This is a genomic window from Halomonas sp. 3H (assembly GCF_024206005.1).
Taxonomy (GTDB): Bacteria; Pseudomonadota; Gammaproteobacteria; order Pseudomonadales; family Halomonadaceae; genus Halomonas; species Halomonas campaniensis.
On the sequence record NZ_CP100360.1, the window covers coordinates 886,211 to 904,045 of the forward strand.

A 17,835-nucleotide genomic window follows, 5' to 3' on the forward strand; every position below is an offset into this window, starting at 1 on the left:
CCTGTGAAGGCCCCAGGCGGGACGGGGCGGGGGTGCGTCAGAGCAGTTCCTCGCCGGCCAGGGCCAGGCGCGAGCGCTCCACGCTCTTGAGGGTCACGTGGCCGGCATGGGGCCAGTCGCGGAAGCGCTGCACCAGCGCCGCCATGCCGCAGGTGTTGGCCGTCAGGTAGGGGGTATCGATCTGGCCGACGTTGCCCAGACAGACGATCTTGGTGTTGCGCCCGGCCCGGGTGACCAGCGACTTGAGCTGCTTGGGGGTGAAGTTCTGCGCCTCGTCGATGATCAGGAAGGTGTCGTTGAGGGTACGGCCGCGCATGAAGCCCGGGGCGCGGATCTGCACCCGTGACCCGAGCAGCTGGCGGGTGGCGCCGTTGTCCCAGCTCGACTCGCCGTTCTCGTCGCGCAGCAGGTTGTCCATGTTGTCGTGGAAGGCCCCCATCCAGGGCGACATCTTCTCTTCCTCGGTGCCGGGCAGGAAGCCGATGTCCTCGCTCATGGAGATCGGCGCCCGGGTGAAGACGATACGCTCGAACCGCTTGGTGTCCAGGGTCTGCTGGAAGGCGGCGGCCAGGGTCATGAAGGTCTTGCCGGTGCCGGCGCTGCCGGCGATGGTCACCAGGTCGATGTCGTCGTCCATCAGCAGGTTGAGGGTGAAGTTCTGCCGGCAGTCGTGGGCGTGCACGCCCCAGACGCTGGCGCCGTGGCGGTAGTTGGTGAGCAGCGCCAGTCGCGCCCGCTGGCCGCTCACCTCGCGCACGATGGCCTCGAAGCCGCCCTCGTCGTCGCTGTCCGCCACCAGCATGCCCGGGTGCCATTCGGCGGGAATCTTGCCGCTCAGCTGGTAGGTGACCCGTTGGGCATCGCGCTCGACGCTGACGTCCAGCGCCAGGTCGTTCCACAGCTCGCTGCCGGCATCCGGATAGACCCGTACCCCCTCGAGCATGGCGTCGCTGTCGTCGAAGGCGCGGTCGTTGAGATAGTCCTCCACCGGCACGCCCAGGGCGGCGGCCTTGACTCTCAGGTTGATGTCCTTGGTGATCAGGATCACCGAGGCGTCCGGCCGTTCGTCACGCAGCCGGCAAGTCTCGGCGAGGATGCGATTGTCGGGGCTCTCCTCGAGCGGGTCGAGGGGCTGCAGGTCGGTGTAGCAGAGCAGTCTCAGGCGCCCCTCGGGGCCGTTGAGCCGCGGGATGGGAATGCCCTCGCGGATCTGCTCGAGGTCAACGTTGGCGGTGAGGTCGGACAGGGTGCGACTGACCTGGCGGGCGGTGCGGGCGATCTCGCGGACGCCGTTCTTGTGCTTGTCGAGCTCCTCGAGCACGGTCATGGGGATGACCACCTCGTGCTCGTCGAACTGGTAGAGGGAAGCGGGGTCGTGGATCAGGACATTGGTGTCCAGCACGTACAGACGGGTGGCCTTCTTGTCGATGCGTACCATCGGCGCAGCACTCCTGCTCGTCATCAAGGTGTCGTCTTGTCGTCGACACTGCCGGCGCACGATGTCGAAAGGATGACAGGGGCGAAGGCGGTGCCGTCATGCTCGGCGCGTCTGCTCACCTCCTGTGGCGTGGCTCACGATATTTGACACTCGTTTTTCCGATTCTCTCCGGAAGGCAGGGTGCCGCCTCGCCCTCAGCATGGTGGCGGATGCGCATATTGCACAGCAGCATCTGCCAACGGTCTGTCAGCGCATCTCCTCCGTGTCGCGATAGACGCTCTCCACGTCCAGGGTGGAGCGGCTGCCCAGGTCCGCGAAGTTCTCGGCAAGCCACCCCTCGGCGGTGCGCCGACCCTCGTCACGGAGATGGCAGAGGAAGGTCCACTCGGCGTTCATCTTGCTCGAGACGGAGAGCTTGCCCAAGGTCTCGTCGCCGGCGATGCGGTGGAAGAGGGTGCCGCCGTAGCAGCCGATGTCCACGCCGTGATCACCGAGCAGCCGCTGCAGCATGGCGACCATCCGCACCTCCTTGATCAGCGAGGCGTTGAAGGTGATCTCGTTGAGCCGGTTCATGATCCCGGCGGCGCTGGTGGGCACCTCCGCGCGGTAGATGGGGTTGATCTGGACGATGACGATGTCGCGGGAGCCGCAGTGCTCCATCAGCGGCAGCAGTGAGGGGTTGCCCATGTAGCCGCCGTCCCAGTAGGCCTCGCCGTCGATCTCCACCGCCTGGAACACCGTCGGCAGGCAGGCCGAGGCCATCACCGCGTCCACGCTCATCTCCTCGCGGGTGAAGATCCGTTGCTTGCCGCTGCGCACGTTGGTGGCGGTGACGAACAGCTTTAGGTCGGGGCAGCGGCGGACCCGCTCGAAGTCGACCCGCTCGGCGAGCAGCTCCCGCAGCGGGTTGAGGTTGAAGGGGTTGAACTGGTAGGGCGAGACCAGCCGGCTCATCAGGTCCATGGCGATGTAGCCCGGCGAGTGGTCGAGGCTCCAGTTGCCGGTGACCATGTCCAGCGGGGTGCGCCGGATGGGGCTGGCCATGCCGGCGCGGCTCACCGCCTGCCAGAAGTCGTGCAGGGCCTGACGGGCGGTGTCGCGGTCGCCGCGGGTCAGGGCATCGGCCATCACCACGCCGTTCATGGCCCCGGCGCTGGTGCCGCTGATGCCCTCGATCTCGATACGCTCGTCCTCCAGCAGGCGGTCCATCACCCCCCAGGTGAAGGCACCGTGGGCGCCGCCCCCCTGCAGGGCCAGGTCGATTCGTTTCATTCTGTTCATGGGGCCCCCTGGCTGACCGGATGGGTGCTGCACTGCGTCACTGCCAGCATAACGGTCAGGGCCCTCGGGGGCCATGCGACAACGGAAAACCCGACGGCGGCCACGAGGCGCCGGGGCAGGACCCGTGGCGGGATCGGTCTGCGGGCGCGCTGAGGCGACGCGGCTTGCCGCACCAGCCGTGTCCGGGTGTCCCAGTTTCGCGGCACATCCTCGAACCTCTCCGATGCCCCGCGGCATGGGGCTTTCGTCATCTTGCCCCCGATTTCCGCTACCGGTCTGTTTCATCCCCTGGACAGTTTTCATCCGGCTCCTCGCGTGAGTGCCCCCGGTTGTTGCCGGACATTTCAATGAAGTTGCCTTGTGTTACAGGGTGTTATGTGGCGGTTCTCGCCAGGTGGCACGGAAGCTGCTCTCGATACGGGTGACTGCGGGCGGGAAGCGTCATTCAAGGGTCCGGGAAGGAAGCATCAGGACGGTGGCGCCAGTTCGCAGGCTGCAGCAGACAAACACACGGAGACATGATCATGAAAAAGTATCTTGTGGTTGCGGGTACCCCGCTGCTGGCCCTGGCTTTCGCGATTTCCACGGCCCATGCGAACCCGAGTGCCGGCGTGGCCGACAGCGTCGATCAGGAGGTGACGTCCTCGGCGACGGCAGTCGGGGGAAGCAGCGCCGGTGGCAACGGTGGGGCAGGTAGCGGTTTCGGTGCCGGAGGCTGGGGCAATGGCGGTAGTGCCAACGGGGGAGTCAACAACGATGACTCCAACGATGATGCCTCTACCGGAGCCAATGCCGGCACCGGTGGCTACGGCACCGGTGGCTATGGTGCCGGGACCGGTACAGGTGGCGACGGCGGCAGTGTCGGTCGGGGCGGCGATGCCTGGGCCATGAGCGAGTCCTACAACACCTCCACCAGCGTCATCTCCCTCCAGGAGATGAGCGCCGTGGTCAATGGCGCTGGCATCACCATCAACGGTGGCGGCGGTGCCGCCGGTGCCAGCGGTGCGCAAGGTGGAAGTGCGATTGCCGCCAATGTGGGTATCGGTGTCGGCGGTAATGGCGGCAGCGGGAACGGTGGCGCAGGCGGTGGTGCCGGCGCTTCAACCGGAACCGATGCCTCGGGCGGCGATGCCGGTGGTATCGGGCTTGGTGCCGGCATGGGGACTGGGGCCGGTCAAGGCGGTAGCTCGACTGCCGGTGCGGGTTCCTCCTCTGGGGCTGGCGCTTCCAACTTCGCCGGCATCGGGGCCATCGATGATGACTTCTCCGATGATGGCTCTACCGGCAGCTTCGATTCCGCGCAGGATGCCGCGGCTGACTCTGCCGCTACCGCCAGCGCAAGCTCCGGTGACGGAGGGGCTGGCACCGGCACCGGTACTGGCGACGGTACGGGCACCGGCACGGCCACGGCAGGTGCCGGGGGGTCCGGTGGTGATGCCAGCGCGGTGGCCGGCAACGGCGGCAACGGCAATGGCGGCGGCGGCGGCGGCGGTAGTGCCACCACCGGTGATGCCTACGCCTATGCCGGCGACGGCGGCAATGGCGGCGACGGCGGCAATGGCGGCAATGCCAGCCTGATGACCGGTGCGGCCAACGTCAACGTGGCCTCCGGCGTGTTCGGTGGCATCAACAACATGAACGTGTCCACTGGCCTCTACAACGCCCAGGTGGCCGGTACCAACGTGGCCGCACACAGCAACGTGAGCATCGGCAACTGATCCGTCGAGGCAATCGTCAAGCATGGAACGGGAAGCCGGTGGCGTAGCGCCACCGGCTTCCATTGGACCTCGAAGCAGCCTGACGGACGGGGAGACAGGTCATGAAGCGTCATGATGACAGGACAGCGGGGCAGGAGAGGCGTGGTTTCATCGGGCTGGCCGGGGCCATGGTGCTGTTCCCGCTGGCATTGGGTGGTACGGCGAGCGCCGATAGCGTGGGAGGTGCCCAAGGCCTCGGCTTCGCCGCGGTGGAACGGGTGACGATGGACGAGATGGCCGCCACCAGGGCGCGCGAAGGGGGAGGTAATCATTTTCAGTCGGCCCAGAGCATCCAGAACATGCAGGCCGTGGTCACCGATACCCATATCTCGGTGGTGAATGGCGACATGGTGTCGGGCAACATCCGCTTCGATGCCAACGCCATGGGCAACTACAGCGGCACGGGAATCTTCAGCGCCGTGACCGGCAACGGCAATGCCATCAACAATGCGGTGGGAATCAGCGTCTTCATCTCGGCCGACTAGGCACGAGACGAGAGTCACTCGGCGATATCCTGACGGGATATCGACAGGCTTTAGCTTATGGAGGGCAACCATGCCTTTCGGCACTGTTCTGCATACAACGGGTCGGGGCCTGTTGCGCGGGTTCTTGACCGTGCTGCTGTTGGCAGGCGGCGGATTCGTCGCATCGGGGAGCCTGGCTTCGGGCCAGGTGACGATCTCCAGCCACTTCGGCACCTTCCAGGTCGCCGCCAGCAGCCTGCAGGAGATCGGGTGGAAGCGCGTGGTGCCCCAGCAGTACGATTTCAGCTGTGGCTCGGCCTCGGTGGCGACCCTGCTGACCTATCACTATGAGCGCCCCACCTCGGAGGCCGAGGTCTTCGAGTGGATGATTCGTGCCGGGGACCCGGAGCAGATCCAGCGGCACGGTTTCTCGATGCTGGACATGAAGCGCTACCTGGACCATCGGGGGCTCGATTCCGACGGCTTCAGGATCTCCCTGGACGATTTCATCCGCATCGGCGTGCCTGCCATCACCATGGTCAACACGGGCGGCTACCGGCATTTCGTCGTGGTCAAGGGAATCGACAGCCAGCATGTCCTGGTCGGGGATCCCGCAGCGGGCACCCTGGTGGTGCCTCGGGATCACTTCGAGACGCTGTGGAACGGCTCCGTGCTGGGCGCACGCGCCGACCTCGAAGTGGCGCATCGCCACTTCAATCACGAGCGTGACTGGGCCGTTCGCCCCAGTTCACCCGTGGACCAGGGGGTCAGCCGCACGGGCATCGGTGCCAGTCTGCTGACGTTGCCCGCCGTCAACGAACTGGGGCGCTGAGCCATGGCAAATACCTTGGAGAGCGGGATGAGAGTTGCATGCCTGGAAAGTCAGGCGCGTGGTGGAGCCGGCGTCGCCCTCTTACGGCGATGGCCGGCCGCTGTCCTGGCGGGCTGTCTTGCCATGGCCTCCGTCGAGGTCCCGGGCAGTGAGCGGTTCTGGACGGAAACGCGCGGTGAGCACGATATCTACTACCGCGGCGAGGCGATCGAGGAGGGGGATCTGGCGTCGTTGAGGGGCGGGTTCCGTATCGGCGGCATGGAACTCGCCTTCGGCGCCGAACTCACGACCCTCATCGATGAGCAGGTCCAACTGGTCTCCCTGGTGAACATCACGCCCAGTGGCGTGGACCTGGTGTCACGAACCCTCAGCGACCCGACCGGGCAGGCCTCCCTGGTGGGGCCGGGAACGGGAGTTCGCATCACCGACCTGACTCCCAATGGCGTGGACCTGACGGGGCTTGCCGGCTTCTCCGGGATGACCCTGGAAGATACCCGGGGCTTCACGGCGGCGCTTCACCAGATCACCAACAGTGCCATCCTGAGCGGTGTGGTCACCAACGCCTCCGGCACGGCGATCGACCAGCGAATCGATATCCAGGTGCGGGCCAGCAACGTGGGTCAGCTGCAGATGGCGCGGCAGCGCCAGGCGATCGTCGACGCCTTTCCCGGACTGCTGCGCTGATCGGCCTTTGCCAATGGGGCGAAAGGGGAGACGGTTTGGGGAACGGACGAAAGAGGCCGCGGCATGGCCATGGCCCATGCCGCGGCCTTTCAATGTCACCCGACAGTCTCGGCTGGGAGGCGCAGTCAACGGCGGGTCAGAACAGGTCCATGCCGAAGGGAATGCGCAGGGTCAGAACGGTGTCCGGGGCGTCATCGGTGACGCCGAACTCCAGGTTCAAGTTGATCGCCGTGTCCTGGTTGAGCTGGTAGGACCAGCCGAGCAGCAGCGCGCCCACGTTGAGGGTGCTGGAGCTCTGGGTAGTCGAGCGGCCGGTCGTGGGGTCGAAGTACTCGGTACGGGTCTTGCCGATGAAGTCGTTCTTGTAGCCGAGGGTGAAGGAGGTTCGCGGGTTGATGGCGTAGGCCATGCCGAAGCTGACCCGGACCGCATCGCCCGGATCGACCTTGCCCACGAAGATCTCGTCGCCGACGGCGCGGTCGACGGTGTCGCTCAGGTTGTAGGTGTAGCCGAGGTTAGCGAAGTAGACCGCCGGTGCCGAGGGGAAGAGCATGGTCAGGCTGGGCTCGATGGCATGGAAGCCGGTGCCGGTGGGCAGTTCCCGAGGCGTGCCGGCGCTGTTGCGCTCGATGTCGAAGGGGCCGTCGCCGGTGGTGGACTTGTAGCGCAGGTTGCCGATGTAGATGGGGCGACCCTCGCGGGCCCGGTTCAGCTGGTAGTGGGCGGCCACTTCGATATCGCCCAGGCCGTGGTTGGAGAGAGCGCGGTCGATGTCGAAGGCGGGCTCGATCTCCGCCACGCTTACCCTCGAGGACTCGTCGCGATAGACGTAGGGCACCTTCATTTCCAGCTCGAGCCGGTCGGTGACCCCGAGCCGACCGGTCATGGCAGCCATGTAGCTGTCCCGGTCGATGTCCTGGGCGGTGAAGACCCCGATCAGCAGGGTGCTGAGGACCTCGACACCCTCGAAGGTCATGCGGTTGATGCTCTCGTGGGTGTACTGGAACTCCGGCTCGAGCATCAGGCGTCCTCGAGGGGTCAGGACGCCCCCATACTCCGCCATCGACTGAACATTGAACTCCGGCTCGCTGGGCGGCGGCTCCTGTCCGACGGGCTGAATGGATTCCTGGGCGAGCAGGGCGGGGGCGCTGGCCAATGACACGAAGCCCGTCACGCCGATGAGCAAACGCTGATATGGAGTCATGGTGGCATTTCCTGTGGCTGGTTACGCCTGGCCCGAGAGCGAGCGGTGAACTCGGTGCTTCTCGATCAGGCGGTAGAGGGTCGCCCGGGATACCCCGAGGTCGCGTGCCGCATGCAGTACCTGATGCTTGTTGCGTGCCAGGGCGGCAATTACGGCATCGCGCTCCGCGCCGTCCCGGATCTCGTCCAGCGACGAGTGACATCTGACGATATCCTTTCGCCTCTCAAGGCCGAGGTTGTCGGGGGTGATGAGGCGCTGTTCGCACATCACCACGGCCCGTCTCACCCGGTTGATGAGCTCCCTGATATTTCCCGGCCAGTGGTACTGGCGCATGGTGACCAGGCTGTCGTGGCTGAAGCCGCGCACCCGGCAGGCTGCCTCGGCGCGAAACTGCTCCAGGAAATGCCCGGCCAGCTCCTCGATGTCCTCGGGCCTCTCCCGTAGCGGCGGGGTTCTGGCCTGCAGGACATTGAGTCGGTGGTAGAGGTCCTCCCGGAATCGTCCCGCTTCCACGGCGTCTTCCAGATCGACATGGGTCGCGGCGAGCACCCGGACATCGACTTCTGTCTCCCGCAGGCTGCCCAGGCGGAAGAAGCGATGGTCCTCCAGGAAGCGAAGCAGGTTGACCTGGAGTTCCAGGGGCAGGTCGCCGATCTCGTCGAGGAACAGGGTGCCGCCCGCCGCCGACTCGATGATGCCGACCTTGCTTCGGTCCGCGCCGGTGAAGGCCCCCTTCTCATGGCCGAAGAGTTCGGACTGGATCAGGCCGGCGGGCAGCGCACCGCAGTTCACGGCATGGAAGGGGCCCTTTCGCCGGCTGGAGCGCTCATGGATCAGCCTCGCTGTCAGCTCCTTGCCCGTTCCGGACTCCCCGGTAATCAGTACCGGGGCGTCCACCGCGGCGATCTTCTCGATGTCCCTGAGCAGCGTCTGAATGGCCTCGGACCTGCCTATCATGGCGGCGCGCTGAGGGGATGCGGCGGTCGGGTGGGGGGGGCCGAACGTCGTGGCCATCAGTCCCGCCATGGTGAGCGCGCTTTCCAGGACGTGATGGGCTCGTTCGGGATTCAGCGGGAGGGGCAGGAAGGCGTGACAGTGCCTGGCGATCAGCCCGAACAGGTGCCTGTCCTTGAGGCCACCCGGATCCAGGAGGGCGACCCAGAGAGTCGTCGGACCCCGAGTGAGAAGCCTGTCCAGCTGGGGGGAGGGGCTGGCATGATGTGCCCCCAACAGTATGACACCCAGCAGTGGTGGCTTGTCCTGAATCATCTGCTCGGCCTCGTCGAGGCAGCTGGTTCGCTGGAACTGCCACGAGAACCGCTGTAATGACAGGGCTGCAGTGCCCGCGAGACGCGGGTCACCGATCAGCAGTGCCTGGCGTGAAATTTCCATCATCCCTGTTTCCACTCCCAAGGAATGCAACCGCGCTATCCCGTGCTGCCGCGCGGTATCCTTTCGTGTATTGGCCAGGCCTGTCGTGCGCCGAACGGTTTGAATCGTAAGGCGATATTGTCGTCATGATGCGACAGTAGCCTGGCGGCTTTAAGCGGGAAGCAGGGGAAGTTTTGTCGCTTTAGTGAGATTTGTAAAGTATGAGTTTTTTATGGTTACGTTTGGTAATTGTCGCGGCATGTCGCTGAAAGGTCGCGCGGTAATGGGGCGCCGAGGCGCCAGGAGGGAAGAGGCGTTGAAGACGATATGGGGTGGGGAATGGTTCGGAAAAAGGTGCTATTCATGCTTCATTGGTTGGCATGAATAGCACCTCATACTTATGAGTGAAAGGCTTCATTCTCAGGTCTGACGCCTGCGCCCCGGGCTTCGATGCCCTTGAGGCGGATCAAACCGATGCCTGGCGCCCCGGAATGCTCTGAATGGTGGCGATTCAGCGCATGGCCAACTGGCGGTCGTCGCGGTCGCAGGCCAGGTAAGCGGAGCCCTCGAGCCACTCCTGGTCGGGGTAGTAGACGAACAGGTACTGCTCCTCCTTGATGCTGTCGATCAGCGAGTAGGTGACCTCCTGGCGCACCGCCGGGCAGCCGTGGCTGCGCCCGAGTCTGCCGGTCTGCTCGATGAACGAATCGCTGACGTAGTCGGCGCCGTGGATGACGATGGCGCGCTGGTAGGCGAGGTCGTTGACGCCGGCCTCCAGCCCCTCGAGGCGCAGCGAGTAGCCGTTGCGGCCGTAGTAGGTATTCATGGTGCGGAACAGCCCCAGGCTCGACTGGTAGCTCTCCGGGACATTGGAGAAGGTGGTGGCCATGGCGTCCCCGGAGCCGCGGCCGTGGGAGACCAGCTCCTCGAACATCAGCTCGTCGCGGCCCAGGTCGAAGACCCAGAGCCGCGGCTCGGTGGAGGGCAGCGAGTAGTCGATCACCGCCAGGCGCTCGGCCTCCGGGTCGGCGCAGGCCAGGGCATGGGCGGCCAGCGACAGCACTCGGGGGTCGGCCGCCGGCGCCAGGCGGGTCAGCCGCTGGTCCAGGGGCTGGTGGTCGAGTACCTCGGGGTGCAGCGCCTGGGCGAGGAAGGTCTCGGCGTGGGCCGGGGCGGTGGCCAGCAGCGCGGCGGCGGCCAGCAGGGGAATTGGCAGCAGTGATCGGGTCATGGCGAAGGGTACCTTGAACATCATCGGCCGGGCGGGGTGCCGCGCCCTCGAGCCCTGGCCGTCAGAATGACTGACGGGGCCGACTTCCCTGCGGCCCCGCACCTGGCGCTATTATGGGGGGAGACAGCGCTAAAGCCAATTTAGCTGTCAACGATGAAAGGAGTCGAACATGCAGGGAATTGTCGCCATCCTCGCCGTCATTGCGCTCATGCTGTCGGGTGTCGTGGCCGGAGACGACAGGCACATGGCGGTGCAGGATCCGCTGGAGGTCGAGATCGCCCGCCTGGTGGCCGATGAGCCTGCCGCCCTGCGCGACTTCTATGCCGCACGGATGCATCGCCCCGCCTGGTCCGAGCGCCGTCGACTGGCGGCCTTCGCCGAGTCCTTGCAGACCCTGGAGAGCGACGGCCTGGATCCGAGCGACTACCGGGCCGATCGGCTGGTCGCCGAGCACCGGCGGCTGGAGGAGCAGGACGCCGCCGTCGAGGCGCGGGCCCGCTTCGACCTGCAGGCCACCCGGGTGCTGCTCACCGCCATGCGCCACCTGCAGCGGGGCCGGCTGGACCCCCGAGAGGTGGATCCGGACTGGGAGGTGCCCATCGAGGCACTTCCCCTCGACCCGGCGATGATCTCCCGGGCGGTGGATGGGCAGCGCTTCGAGCAGGCCTTCGCCGAGGCGCGACCCGGCTACGCCCCCTATGAGCGGCTGCGCAGCGGCCTGGCCCGCTACCGCAATATTCAGCGCCTGGGCGGCTGGCCGCCGCTTCCCGATCAGCCGCGGGTGCTGCGGCCGGGGGACGAGGACGAGGCGGTGGCACTGCTTCGCGAGCGGCTGGCGATGGAGGGGGAGCTCGAGGTGATGGTGGCGGATGCCGGCACCCTTCAGTGGGCGGCGCTCGAGGCCCCGCCCGCGAACCGTTACGACGCTCCCCTGGAGGCGGCGGTGCGCCGCTTCCAGCGTCGCCACCTGCTGGAGGTGGATGGCATCGTCGGCCCCCAGACCCGGGCGGCTCTCAACGTGCCGGTGGAGGCGCGCATCGACCAGATCCGCGTCAATCTGGAGCGCGCCCGCTGGCTGCTGCACGGCCTGCCCGAGGCCTTCGTGCTGGTGGACATCGCCGGCTACCAGATCAGCTACTTCCGCCCCAACGGCGAGATCTGGCGCTCGCGCATCGTGGTCGGGCGACCCTACCGGCGAACGCCGTCGCTGCGCTCGGAGATCACCCACCTGACCGTCAATCCGACCTGGACGGTGCCGCCCACCATCCTGCGCGAGGACGTGCTGCCCCGGGTGCGTCGCGATATCGGCTACCTGTGGCGCGAGCGGCTCCAGGTGCTCAGCCCCTCCGGCCGCCCCCTCGATCCCTGGGAGGTGGACTGGCAGAACCCCGGCAACATCATGCTGCGCCAGGCGGCGGGGCCCCAGAATGCCCTGGGCCAGGTGGTGATCCGCTTCCCCAACGACCACCTGGTCTACCTGCACGACACCCCGGCCCAGGGGCTCTTCGCCCGGGAGCAGCGCGCCTTCAGTTCCGGCTGCATCCGCGTGCAGGGGGTGCTGGAGTTCGCCCAGTTGCTGTTCGACGACACCGGCAGCAACCAGGACATGCGCTCGCTGGTGGACAGCGGCCAGACCCGCAACGTGTCGCTGGCCAGCCGCATGCCGGTGATCCTGCACTACTGGACGGTGCATGCCGACGAGGATGGCGAACTCGCCTTCCGCCCGGACATCTACGAGCGCGACGGGGTCCTGCTGCGCGCCCTCGACCGGCCGCTGGCGCTCTGACCCGCTCGCGAACCGGCGCTACTCGTAGCCCTTGGCCTGCAGCCGGAACAGCCGTGCATAGCGGCCGTTGGCGGCCATCAGGCTCTCGTGGTCGCCCTGCTCGAGGATCTCGCCGCCGTCGATGACCAGGATCAGGTCGGCGGCGCGCACCGTGGAGAAGCGGTGGGAGATCAGGATGGTCATCTTGTCCCGGCTGTGCTGGCGGAAGTCGGCGAACACCGCCGCCTCGGCGGCGGCATCCATGGCCGCGGTGGGCTCGTCCAGCACCAGGATATCGGCGCTCTCGCGCATGTAGGCCCGGGAAAGGGCGATCTTCTGCCACTGGCCGCCGGAGAGCTCCTGGCCGCCCTTGAACCAGCGGCCCAGCTGGGTGTGGTAGCCGCCGGGCATCGCGGCGATGAAGTCGTCGGCCAGCCCGCGCCGGGCCGCCTCCTCCCAGCGGGCCTCGTCCTCGAAGGCCGCCACGTCGCCGGCGCCCAGATTCTCGCCCACCTTGAGCTGGTAGCGCACGAAGTCCTGGAAGATCACCCCGATCCGCCGGCGCAGGGTGCGGATGTCCCAGTCGCGCAGGTCGCTGCCGTCGAGCAGGATGCGCCCCTCGGTGGGTTCGTAGAGCCGGGTCAGCAGCTTGATCAGGGTGGTCTTTCCGGAGCCGTTGGCCCCCACCAGCGCCAGGCTCTCGCCCGGCCTGAGGTGCACCGAGATGCCGGAGAGCGCCGGGCGCTCGGCCCCCGGATAGGTGAAGCCCACGCCTTCGAAGCGGATGCCGTCGCCGGGGCGCGCCCCTTCGGTGAGGGTGCCCCGGTCGGCGGGCACCGGCTGCTCCAGGTACTCGTAGAGGTTCGACAGGTAGAGGTTGTCCTCGTACATGCCGCTGACCGAGGTGAGGCTGGCCGAGAGCGCCGCCTGCCCCTGCTTGAAGACCATCAGGTACATGGTCATCTCGCCCAGGGTGAGCGCGCCGGTCACGGTCTCCACTACCACCCAGGCGTAGGCGCCGTAGAAGGCCAGGGTACCCAGCAGCCCCAGCACGAAGCCCCAGCTCTCGCGACGCAGGGTCAGGCGACGGTCCTCGCCGTAGAGGGTGTCGAAGATCCGCCGGTAGCGGTCGAGCAGCAGCGGCTCCAGGCCGAACAGCTTGACCTCCTTGATGCTGTCCTCGCGGGCCAGCACCGTCTCCAGATACATCTGCATGCGGGTCTGGGGCGAGCGCCAGCGGAACAGCCGGAAGGCATCGCCGGAGAACTTGGCCTCGGAGAGGAACACCGGTAGGGCGCCGACCACCAGCACCAGCAGCGCCCAGGGCGAGAACTGCACCAGCAGCACCCCGAAGCTGGCCAGCGAGATGCCGTTCTGGGCGAGGCCGAAGGTCTTGTTGACCAGCCCCAGGGGACGGATCGACGCCTCGCGACGGGCCCGGGTCAGCTTGTCGTAGAACTCCGAATCCTCGAACTGGGCCAGGCTCAGGGTGCCCGCCTTCTCGAGGATCATCACGTTGACCTTCTGGCCGAGCAGGGCGCGCAGCAGCGACTGCTGGGCTGAGAGGCCGCGCTGGGCCAGGGCGATGGTGGCGATCACCGCGGCCTCGGCCAGGACGTAGCGCAGCACCGGCCACCAGTCGACCTCGCCGGTCTCGGTATGGTGGGCCATGGCCGCGACCACCGAATCGACGATCAGCTGGCCGATCCAGGCCGCCAGCGCCGGCAGCACACCGGCCACCAGGGTGCAGGCCGCCAGTCCCAGGGTCAGCGGTCGGGAGGTCTGCCACACCAGTGCCAGTGCGCGACGGCTGTAGCGGAACACGCTGAAGAAGGCCGCCAGGCGATTCTCGGGCGGGGGCGCGGGGCGGGGGCGGCGCATGTGGGGGGAAGACACCGGGAGACTCCGTAGCGAGGATGGGGTGGGGCCACAACTGCTGCGCCCCGCTCGGGGCGGGGCGCAGCGGGTCGTCTGGCGGGCGGGGCGCTAGTCGTCGACCTCGTCGCGACGAGTCTGTGCCACCACCGTGCCGGTCTGGCCACTCTGCAGGGTCGCCAGCAGCGGTTCGGCCTGACGCTGGAAGGCCATCAGCTGCTCGCCGGAGAGGCTCTTGTTCTCGGGGAGCTTCACCTTCATGGGGTCGACCTGGCTGTTGTTGACCAGCACCTCGTAGTGCAGGTGGGGGCCGGTGCTGCGTCCGGTGTTGCCGGAGAGGGCGATGCGCTCGCCCATGGTGACCCGGTCACCGCGGCTGACCAGCGGGCGGGACAGGTGCAGGTAGCGGGTCCGGTAGCCGTTGTCGTGACGCACCACGATATAGCGTCCGGCGGCCGGGTGGTTGCCGACCTTCTCGACCCGCCCGTCGGCCGGTGCCTTGATCGGCGTGCCGATGGGCATGGCGAAGTCGGTGCCCTTGTGGGGGCTGATGCGGCCGGTGACCGGATGCTTGCGGCGCGGATTGAAGTTCGAGCTCAGCCGGTAGCTGCCCTCGAAGGGATAGCGGCTGAACGCCGGGTCCAGGCTCTCGCCGTCGGGGGTGTAGAAATTGTTGTCGGCGCCGTTGCGCACCAAGGTCAGGTCGAGGCGCTCGCCCTCGTACTGCACCGCCAGCACCCGCGGGTCGAAGCTGTCGCCATCGATGATGTCCGACTCGACCAGGACCTGAAAACGATCGCCGCGGCGTGTGTCGCGGCGAAAGTCGAGTTTCTTGGCCAGTACCCGGGTCAGTTCGGTGACCTCGGCGCTCGAGAGGCCGGTGGCCTGGGCCGAGCGGGCGAAGCTGCCGCTGACCGTGCCGGCGAAGAGACGCTGGGTGGCTTCCCCAGCGCGCTCGATGGTGGCGACGTCGAAGCCGTCCGCCTCGTCGCGCTCCACCAGGAAGCCGCTGCGGGCATTGCGCATCAGGCGCAGGGCCAGCAGCCGGCCGTCCTCGTCGAGCTGGTAGTCGAAGCTGTTGCCGGTACGCCAGCGGGTCAGGGCATTCTGGTCGGGGAGCTGGTCGAGCAGGCGCAGCACCTCGCTGTAGCCGAGCCCCAGGTGGTTCTGGGCCATCACCGCGAAGGTATCGCCCTGCTGGACGGTATAGGTCTGCCACTCCGGCACGTAGGGCTCGGCGGCGGCGATCTCTTGCTCCAGCAGGATGGGGCCCTCATCGAACAGCGCCAGCTCCTCGTCGGGCACCTCCTCGTAGGAGGTGGCGTCGGCAACCAGGCCGCCGTCATGGTCGAGCATGCCGCTGCCGATGGTGCCGATGACCACGGCCATGTGCACGGCGCCATCGTCGAGCCGTGACGGCTGTGGCTGGCCGGGCGCCTCGGCGGGGCGGGCCAGGGCCAGCGGCACCTCGGGGTCGGCACCAGCGCTGGCCGACTCGATGAGTTCCAGGTCGACGATCTCCGTGGCCGTCAGGCTGGCCAGGGGCACATGGGAGCGGGTGGCATCGAGGGCCTGGGTGGCGATCTCGATGGCATCGGCGACGGGGCTTCTGTCGAAGGTCAGGGAGGGGAGGCCGGGCCTGGCATCGGCCTCGAGGGGAACGAGCACGGTGTCGAGCGTCTGATGGGTGCGCTGGACATCCTGATAGGTGGTGACGATTTTCTGTGCGCCCAGCACGGTGACCATGGTGGCGACCGGCAACAATAACAGCTTGTGCGTGCGGGGCAGCGAATGGAGGATTCGCAGCATGGGTAAAGGCCAGTGAATAGATGAAAAAGTCGAAAATAGGCACCAGAACCATAACCCATGATGTATGGCCTGCCTAGGCTGTACGTACGTACAGGGATGTGCCGAGCCGTGCATCCAGGGAGGAAAAGGGGGCGGCGTCGGAGTAAGAGAACGTTGTTTTTCAACCCCTATGGTGGGGCGGGCCGGGGGAGAAATCAACCCCGACCCGCCGCGGGCGGCGGGCGAATCGGGGGTCAGGCCCCGGTCAGGGTGCCGTCACGGTAGTCGCGCAGGGCCTGTTCGAGCTCCGCGTGGGTGTTCATCACGAAGGGACCGTAATGGGCCACGGGCTCACGGTGCGGGGTGCCCGTCAGCAGCAGGGCCTGGCCGCCCGCGGTGCTTGCCAGAGCCAGGTGGTCGCCGCTGCCGAGCCGCGCCAGGTGGCCCGCCGGCACCGCGGCATCGCCCACGCTGAACTCTCCCTCGACCACGTAGACCAGCAGGGTGGGGGCATCGGCCCGCAGGCGGAGGGCGCCACCCGCTTCCAGGCGCACATGGGCCACGCCGCTCTCGCCGGCCAGGGCATCCAGCGGCCCCTCGACGCTTTCGCCGTCGTCGCGTGACCAGTGCCCGCCCAGGGCGATCAGCTCGGCACCGCCACCGCTCAGCCGCGGCATCTCGCTGGCGTGCACGTCGCGGTAGCGGGCGGGGCTCAGCTTCTCCTTCGCCGGCAGGTTCAGCCACAGCTGGAAGGCGTGCAGCCCCCGGTGGTCGGTAAGCGGCATCTCCGAGTGGATGATGCCGCGGCCGGTATGCATCCACTGGGCGTCGCCGGCGTTGATGGTGCTCGCGTGGCCCAGGTGGTCCTCGTGGGTCAGGCCACCGTGGATCACGTAGGTGAGGGTCTGGATGCCGCGGTGGGGGTGAGGCGGGAAGCCGCCGATGTAGTCATCGGGGCGATCCGATCCCAGCTCATCGAGCATCAGGAAGGGGTCCAGGCCGCCGCCGAAGTCGTGGATGCGGCGGATCTTGACCCCGTCGCCATCCTGGCTGGGCTGGCTGGGCTGAAGGTGGTCGACCTGGCGAAGGGCTGGGGATGTCATGTGAGTGCCTCGAACGGTGATGAGGATATGACTGGCATTCTAGGCCGGTTTTTTCGAAGATTAAGCGCATAGTTTTGCTTGATTCATTCGAGGAGTTCGAAATGTCACGCGTCACCCTGGCCCAATGGCAGATGCTGGCGGCGGTGGTCGACCACGGCGGCTTCGCCCGTGCCGCCGAGGCGATCCACAAGAGCCCCTCCACCCTCAACCATGCGGTGCACAAGCTGGAGGAGCTGCTCGGCGTCCAGGTGCTGGAGCCCGTTGGCCGCCAGGTGCGGCTGACCGAGGCCGGCGAGCTGCTGCTGCGCCGGGCCCGGCAGCTGATCGAGAGCGCCGCCGCCCTGGAGGACGTGGCCGGGCGACTGGCGGAGGGGCTGGAGGCCGAGGTGGTACTGGCCGTGGACCAGGTCTTCCCCTCCGATGCCCTGGCCCGCGCCCTGGAGACCTTCTCCGAGTCGTTTCCCCACGTGCGGGTCCAGCTCCACGAGACGGTGCTCAACGGTGGCATCGAGATGCTCTATGACGGCAGCGCCGACCTGGTGATCTCCGGCCTCTCGGCCCAGGGCTTCCTGGGCGAGCCGCTGGTCACCGTGCGTTTCCTGGCGGTGGCCCATCCCGACCACGCCCTTCACGGGCTCGATCGCCAGCTTGACCTGCGCGACCTGGTGCAGCATCGCCAGCTGGTGGTGCGCGACTCGGCGCAGCGGCAGTCTCTCGATTCGGGCTGGCTCAAGGCCGAGCAGCGCTGGACGGTCAGCCACCTGGAGACCTCCATCGACATGGTGCAGCGTGGCCTGGGCTTCGCCTGGCTGCCGGAGACGCGTATCCAGGCGGCCCTCGCGGAGGGGCGCCTGAAGCCGCTGCCGCTCTCCGCCGGTGGGGTGCGGGAGATTCCCGTGCAGCTGATCCACCGCGACCGCGACCGGGCCGGGCCGGCGACACGCGCCATGGCCGCGGCCCTGACCCGGGAGGCAGGTCGTTGCCTGGTCGGGGAGAGTTCGTCTTTATCGAATGGTTGAGCCCAGAATATGCGCTGAAGCGT

The 17,835-nt window shown here is 67.2% G+C and carries 14 protein-coding genes; 6 read left to right on the forward strand and 8 right to left on the reverse strand.

The annotated features are described in order from the left end of the window. Positions 1-37 precede the first annotated feature (37 nt). Together NFC98_RS04275 and NFC98_RS04280 are read right to left on the reverse strand one after the other, a co-directional pair. Entirely contained in the window at positions 38-1,438 is a 1,401-nt protein-coding gene (locus NFC98_RS04275; protein WP_254276902.1) for a PhoH family protein, read from the reverse strand. Positions 1,439-1,684: 246 nt separating this feature from the next. Next, positions 1,685-2,719: a patatin-like phospholipase family protein gene (locus NFC98_RS04280; protein WP_254276903.1), complete on the reverse strand. Its 1,035-nt coding sequence runs from the start codon at positions 2,717-2,719 to the stop codon at positions 1,685-1,687. A gap of 524 nt (positions 2,720-3,243) precedes the next feature. Here NFC98_RS04280 and NFC98_RS04285 point away from each other — a divergent pair. The 4 genes from NFC98_RS04285 (at position 3,244) to NFC98_RS04300 (ending at position 6,456) form a co-directional block, all read left to right on the forward strand. Beyond that, positions 3,244-4,437 carry a hypothetical protein gene (locus NFC98_RS04285; RefSeq protein WP_254276904.1) on the forward strand — a complete coding sequence of 398 codons (1,194 nt, stop codon included), beginning with the start codon at positions 3,244-3,246 and terminating at the stop codon, positions 4,435-4,437. A 101-nt stretch (positions 4,438-4,538) separates the two neighbouring features. Then, complete coding sequence (locus tag NFC98_RS04290; RefSeq protein ID WP_254276905.1) at positions 4,539-4,961, forward strand: hypothetical protein; 423 nt, start codon at positions 4,539-4,541, stop codon at positions 4,959-4,961. 70 nt (positions 4,962-5,031) lie between these two features. Continuing rightward, positions 5,032-5,772 carry a C39 family peptidase gene (locus NFC98_RS04295; RefSeq protein WP_254276906.1) on the forward strand — a complete coding sequence of 247 codons (741 nt, stop codon included), beginning with the start codon at positions 5,032-5,034 and terminating at the stop codon, positions 5,770-5,772. Positions 5,773-5,895: 123 nt separating this feature from the next. Next, positions 5,896-6,456 carry a hypothetical protein gene (locus tag NFC98_RS04300; protein WP_254276907.1) on the forward strand — a complete coding sequence of 187 codons (561 nt, stop codon included), beginning with the start codon at positions 5,896-5,898 and terminating at the stop codon, positions 6,454-6,456. A 136-nt stretch (positions 6,457-6,592) separates the two neighbouring features. Here NFC98_RS04300 and NFC98_RS04305 read toward each other — a convergent pair whose 3' ends face one another. From NFC98_RS04305 to NFC98_RS04315, 3 genes are all read right to left on the reverse strand, one after another. Next, positions 6,593-7,660: a transporter gene (locus NFC98_RS04305; protein WP_254276908.1), complete on the reverse strand. Its 1,068-nt coding sequence runs from the start codon at positions 7,658-7,660 to the stop codon at positions 6,593-6,595. 21 nt (positions 7,661-7,681) lie between these two features. Next, entirely contained in the window at positions 7,682-9,067 is a 1,386-nt protein-coding gene (locus tag NFC98_RS04310) for a sigma-54 dependent transcriptional regulator (RefSeq protein ID WP_254276909.1), read from the reverse strand. 475 nt (positions 9,068-9,542) lie between these two features. Further along, a complete protein-coding gene (locus NFC98_RS04315; RefSeq protein WP_254276910.1) occupies positions 9,543-10,262 on the reverse strand; it encodes a murein L,D-transpeptidase catalytic domain family protein in 720 nt (239 codons plus the stop codon). A gap of 169 nt (positions 10,263-10,431) precedes the next feature. Between NFC98_RS04315 and NFC98_RS04320 the strand changes: the two genes are divergently transcribed. Beyond that, the gene (locus NFC98_RS04320; protein WP_254276911.1) at positions 10,432-12,048 is read left to right on the forward strand and encodes a murein L,D-transpeptidase; all 1,617 of its coding nucleotides are present in this window, start codon (positions 10,432-10,434) and stop codon (positions 12,046-12,048) included. An 18-nt stretch (positions 12,049-12,066) separates the two neighbouring features. On the opposite strand, the gene NFC98_RS04325 is transcribed toward NFC98_RS04320, so the two are convergent. The 3 genes from NFC98_RS04325 to NFC98_RS04335 form a co-directional block, all read right to left on the reverse strand. Next, complete coding sequence (locus tag NFC98_RS04325) at positions 12,067-13,908, reverse strand: ABC transporter ATP-binding protein (RefSeq protein ID WP_254277779.1); 1,842 nt, start codon at positions 13,906-13,908, stop codon at positions 12,067-12,069. A gap of 105 nt (positions 13,909-14,013) precedes the next feature. Beyond that, positions 14,014-15,711: a peptidoglycan DD-metalloendopeptidase family protein gene (locus NFC98_RS04330; RefSeq protein ID WP_254276912.1), complete on the reverse strand. Its 1,698-nt coding sequence runs from the start codon at positions 15,709-15,711 to the stop codon at positions 14,014-14,016. 233 nt (positions 15,712-15,944) lie between these two features. Beyond that, positions 15,945-16,793: a pirin family protein gene (locus NFC98_RS04335; protein ID WP_254276913.1), complete on the reverse strand. Its 849-nt coding sequence runs from the start codon at positions 16,791-16,793 to the stop codon at positions 15,945-15,947. A gap of 101 nt (positions 16,794-16,894) precedes the next feature. On the opposite strand from NFC98_RS04335, the gene NFC98_RS04340 reads away from it, so the two are divergent. Then, positions 16,895-17,812: a LysR family transcriptional regulator gene (locus tag NFC98_RS04340; RefSeq protein WP_254276914.1), complete on the forward strand. Its 918-nt coding sequence runs from the start codon at positions 16,895-16,897 to the stop codon at positions 17,810-17,812. Positions 17,813-17,835: the final 23 nt, after the last annotated feature.

Bases quoted from the DNA above. Each gene is read 5' to 3' on its own strand.
- NFC98_RS04275 (WP_254276902.1), bottom strand. From the start codon at position 1,438: ATGGTACGCATCGACAAGAAGGCCACCCGTCTGTACGTGCTGGACACC.
- NFC98_RS04280 (WP_254276903.1), bottom strand. From the start codon at position 2,719: ATGAACAGAATGAAACGAATCGACCTGGCCCTGCAGGGGGGCGGCGCC.
- NFC98_RS04285 (WP_254276904.1), top strand. From the start codon at position 3,244: ATGAAAAAGTATCTTGTGGTTGCGGGTACCCCGCTGCTGGCCCTGGCT.
- NFC98_RS04290 (WP_254276905.1), top strand. From the start codon at position 4,539: ATGAAGCGTCATGATGACAGGACAGCGGGGCAGGAGAGGCGTGGTTTC.
- NFC98_RS04295 (WP_254276906.1), top strand. From the start codon at position 5,032: ATGCCTTTCGGCACTGTTCTGCATACAACGGGTCGGGGCCTGTTGCGC.
- NFC98_RS04300 (WP_254276907.1), top strand. From the start codon at position 5,896: ATGGCCTCCGTCGAGGTCCCGGGCAGTGAGCGGTTCTGGACGGAAACG.
- NFC98_RS04305 (WP_254276908.1), bottom strand. From the start codon at position 7,660: ATGACTCCATATCAGCGTTTGCTCATCGGCGTGACGGGCTTCGTGTCA.
- NFC98_RS04315 (WP_254276910.1), bottom strand. From the start codon at position 10,262: ATGACCCGATCACTGCTGCCAATTCCCCTGCTGGCCGCCGCCGCGCTG.
- NFC98_RS04320 (WP_254276911.1), top strand. From the start codon at position 10,432: ATGCAGGGAATTGTCGCCATCCTCGCCGTCATTGCGCTCATGCTGTCG.
- NFC98_RS04325 (WP_254277779.1), bottom strand. From the start codon at position 13,908: ATGCGCCGCCCCCGCCCCGCGCCCCCGCCCGAGAATCGCCTGGCGGCC.
- NFC98_RS04330 (WP_254276912.1), bottom strand. From the start codon at position 15,711: ATGCTGCGAATCCTCCATTCGCTGCCCCGCACGCACAAGCTGTTATTG.
- NFC98_RS04335 (WP_254276913.1), bottom strand. From the start codon at position 16,793: ATGACATCCCCAGCCCTTCGCCAGGTCGACCACCTTCAGCCCAGCCAG.
- NFC98_RS04340 (WP_254276914.1), top strand. From the start codon at position 16,895: ATGTCACGCGTCACCCTGGCCCAATGGCAGATGCTGGCGGCGGTGGTC.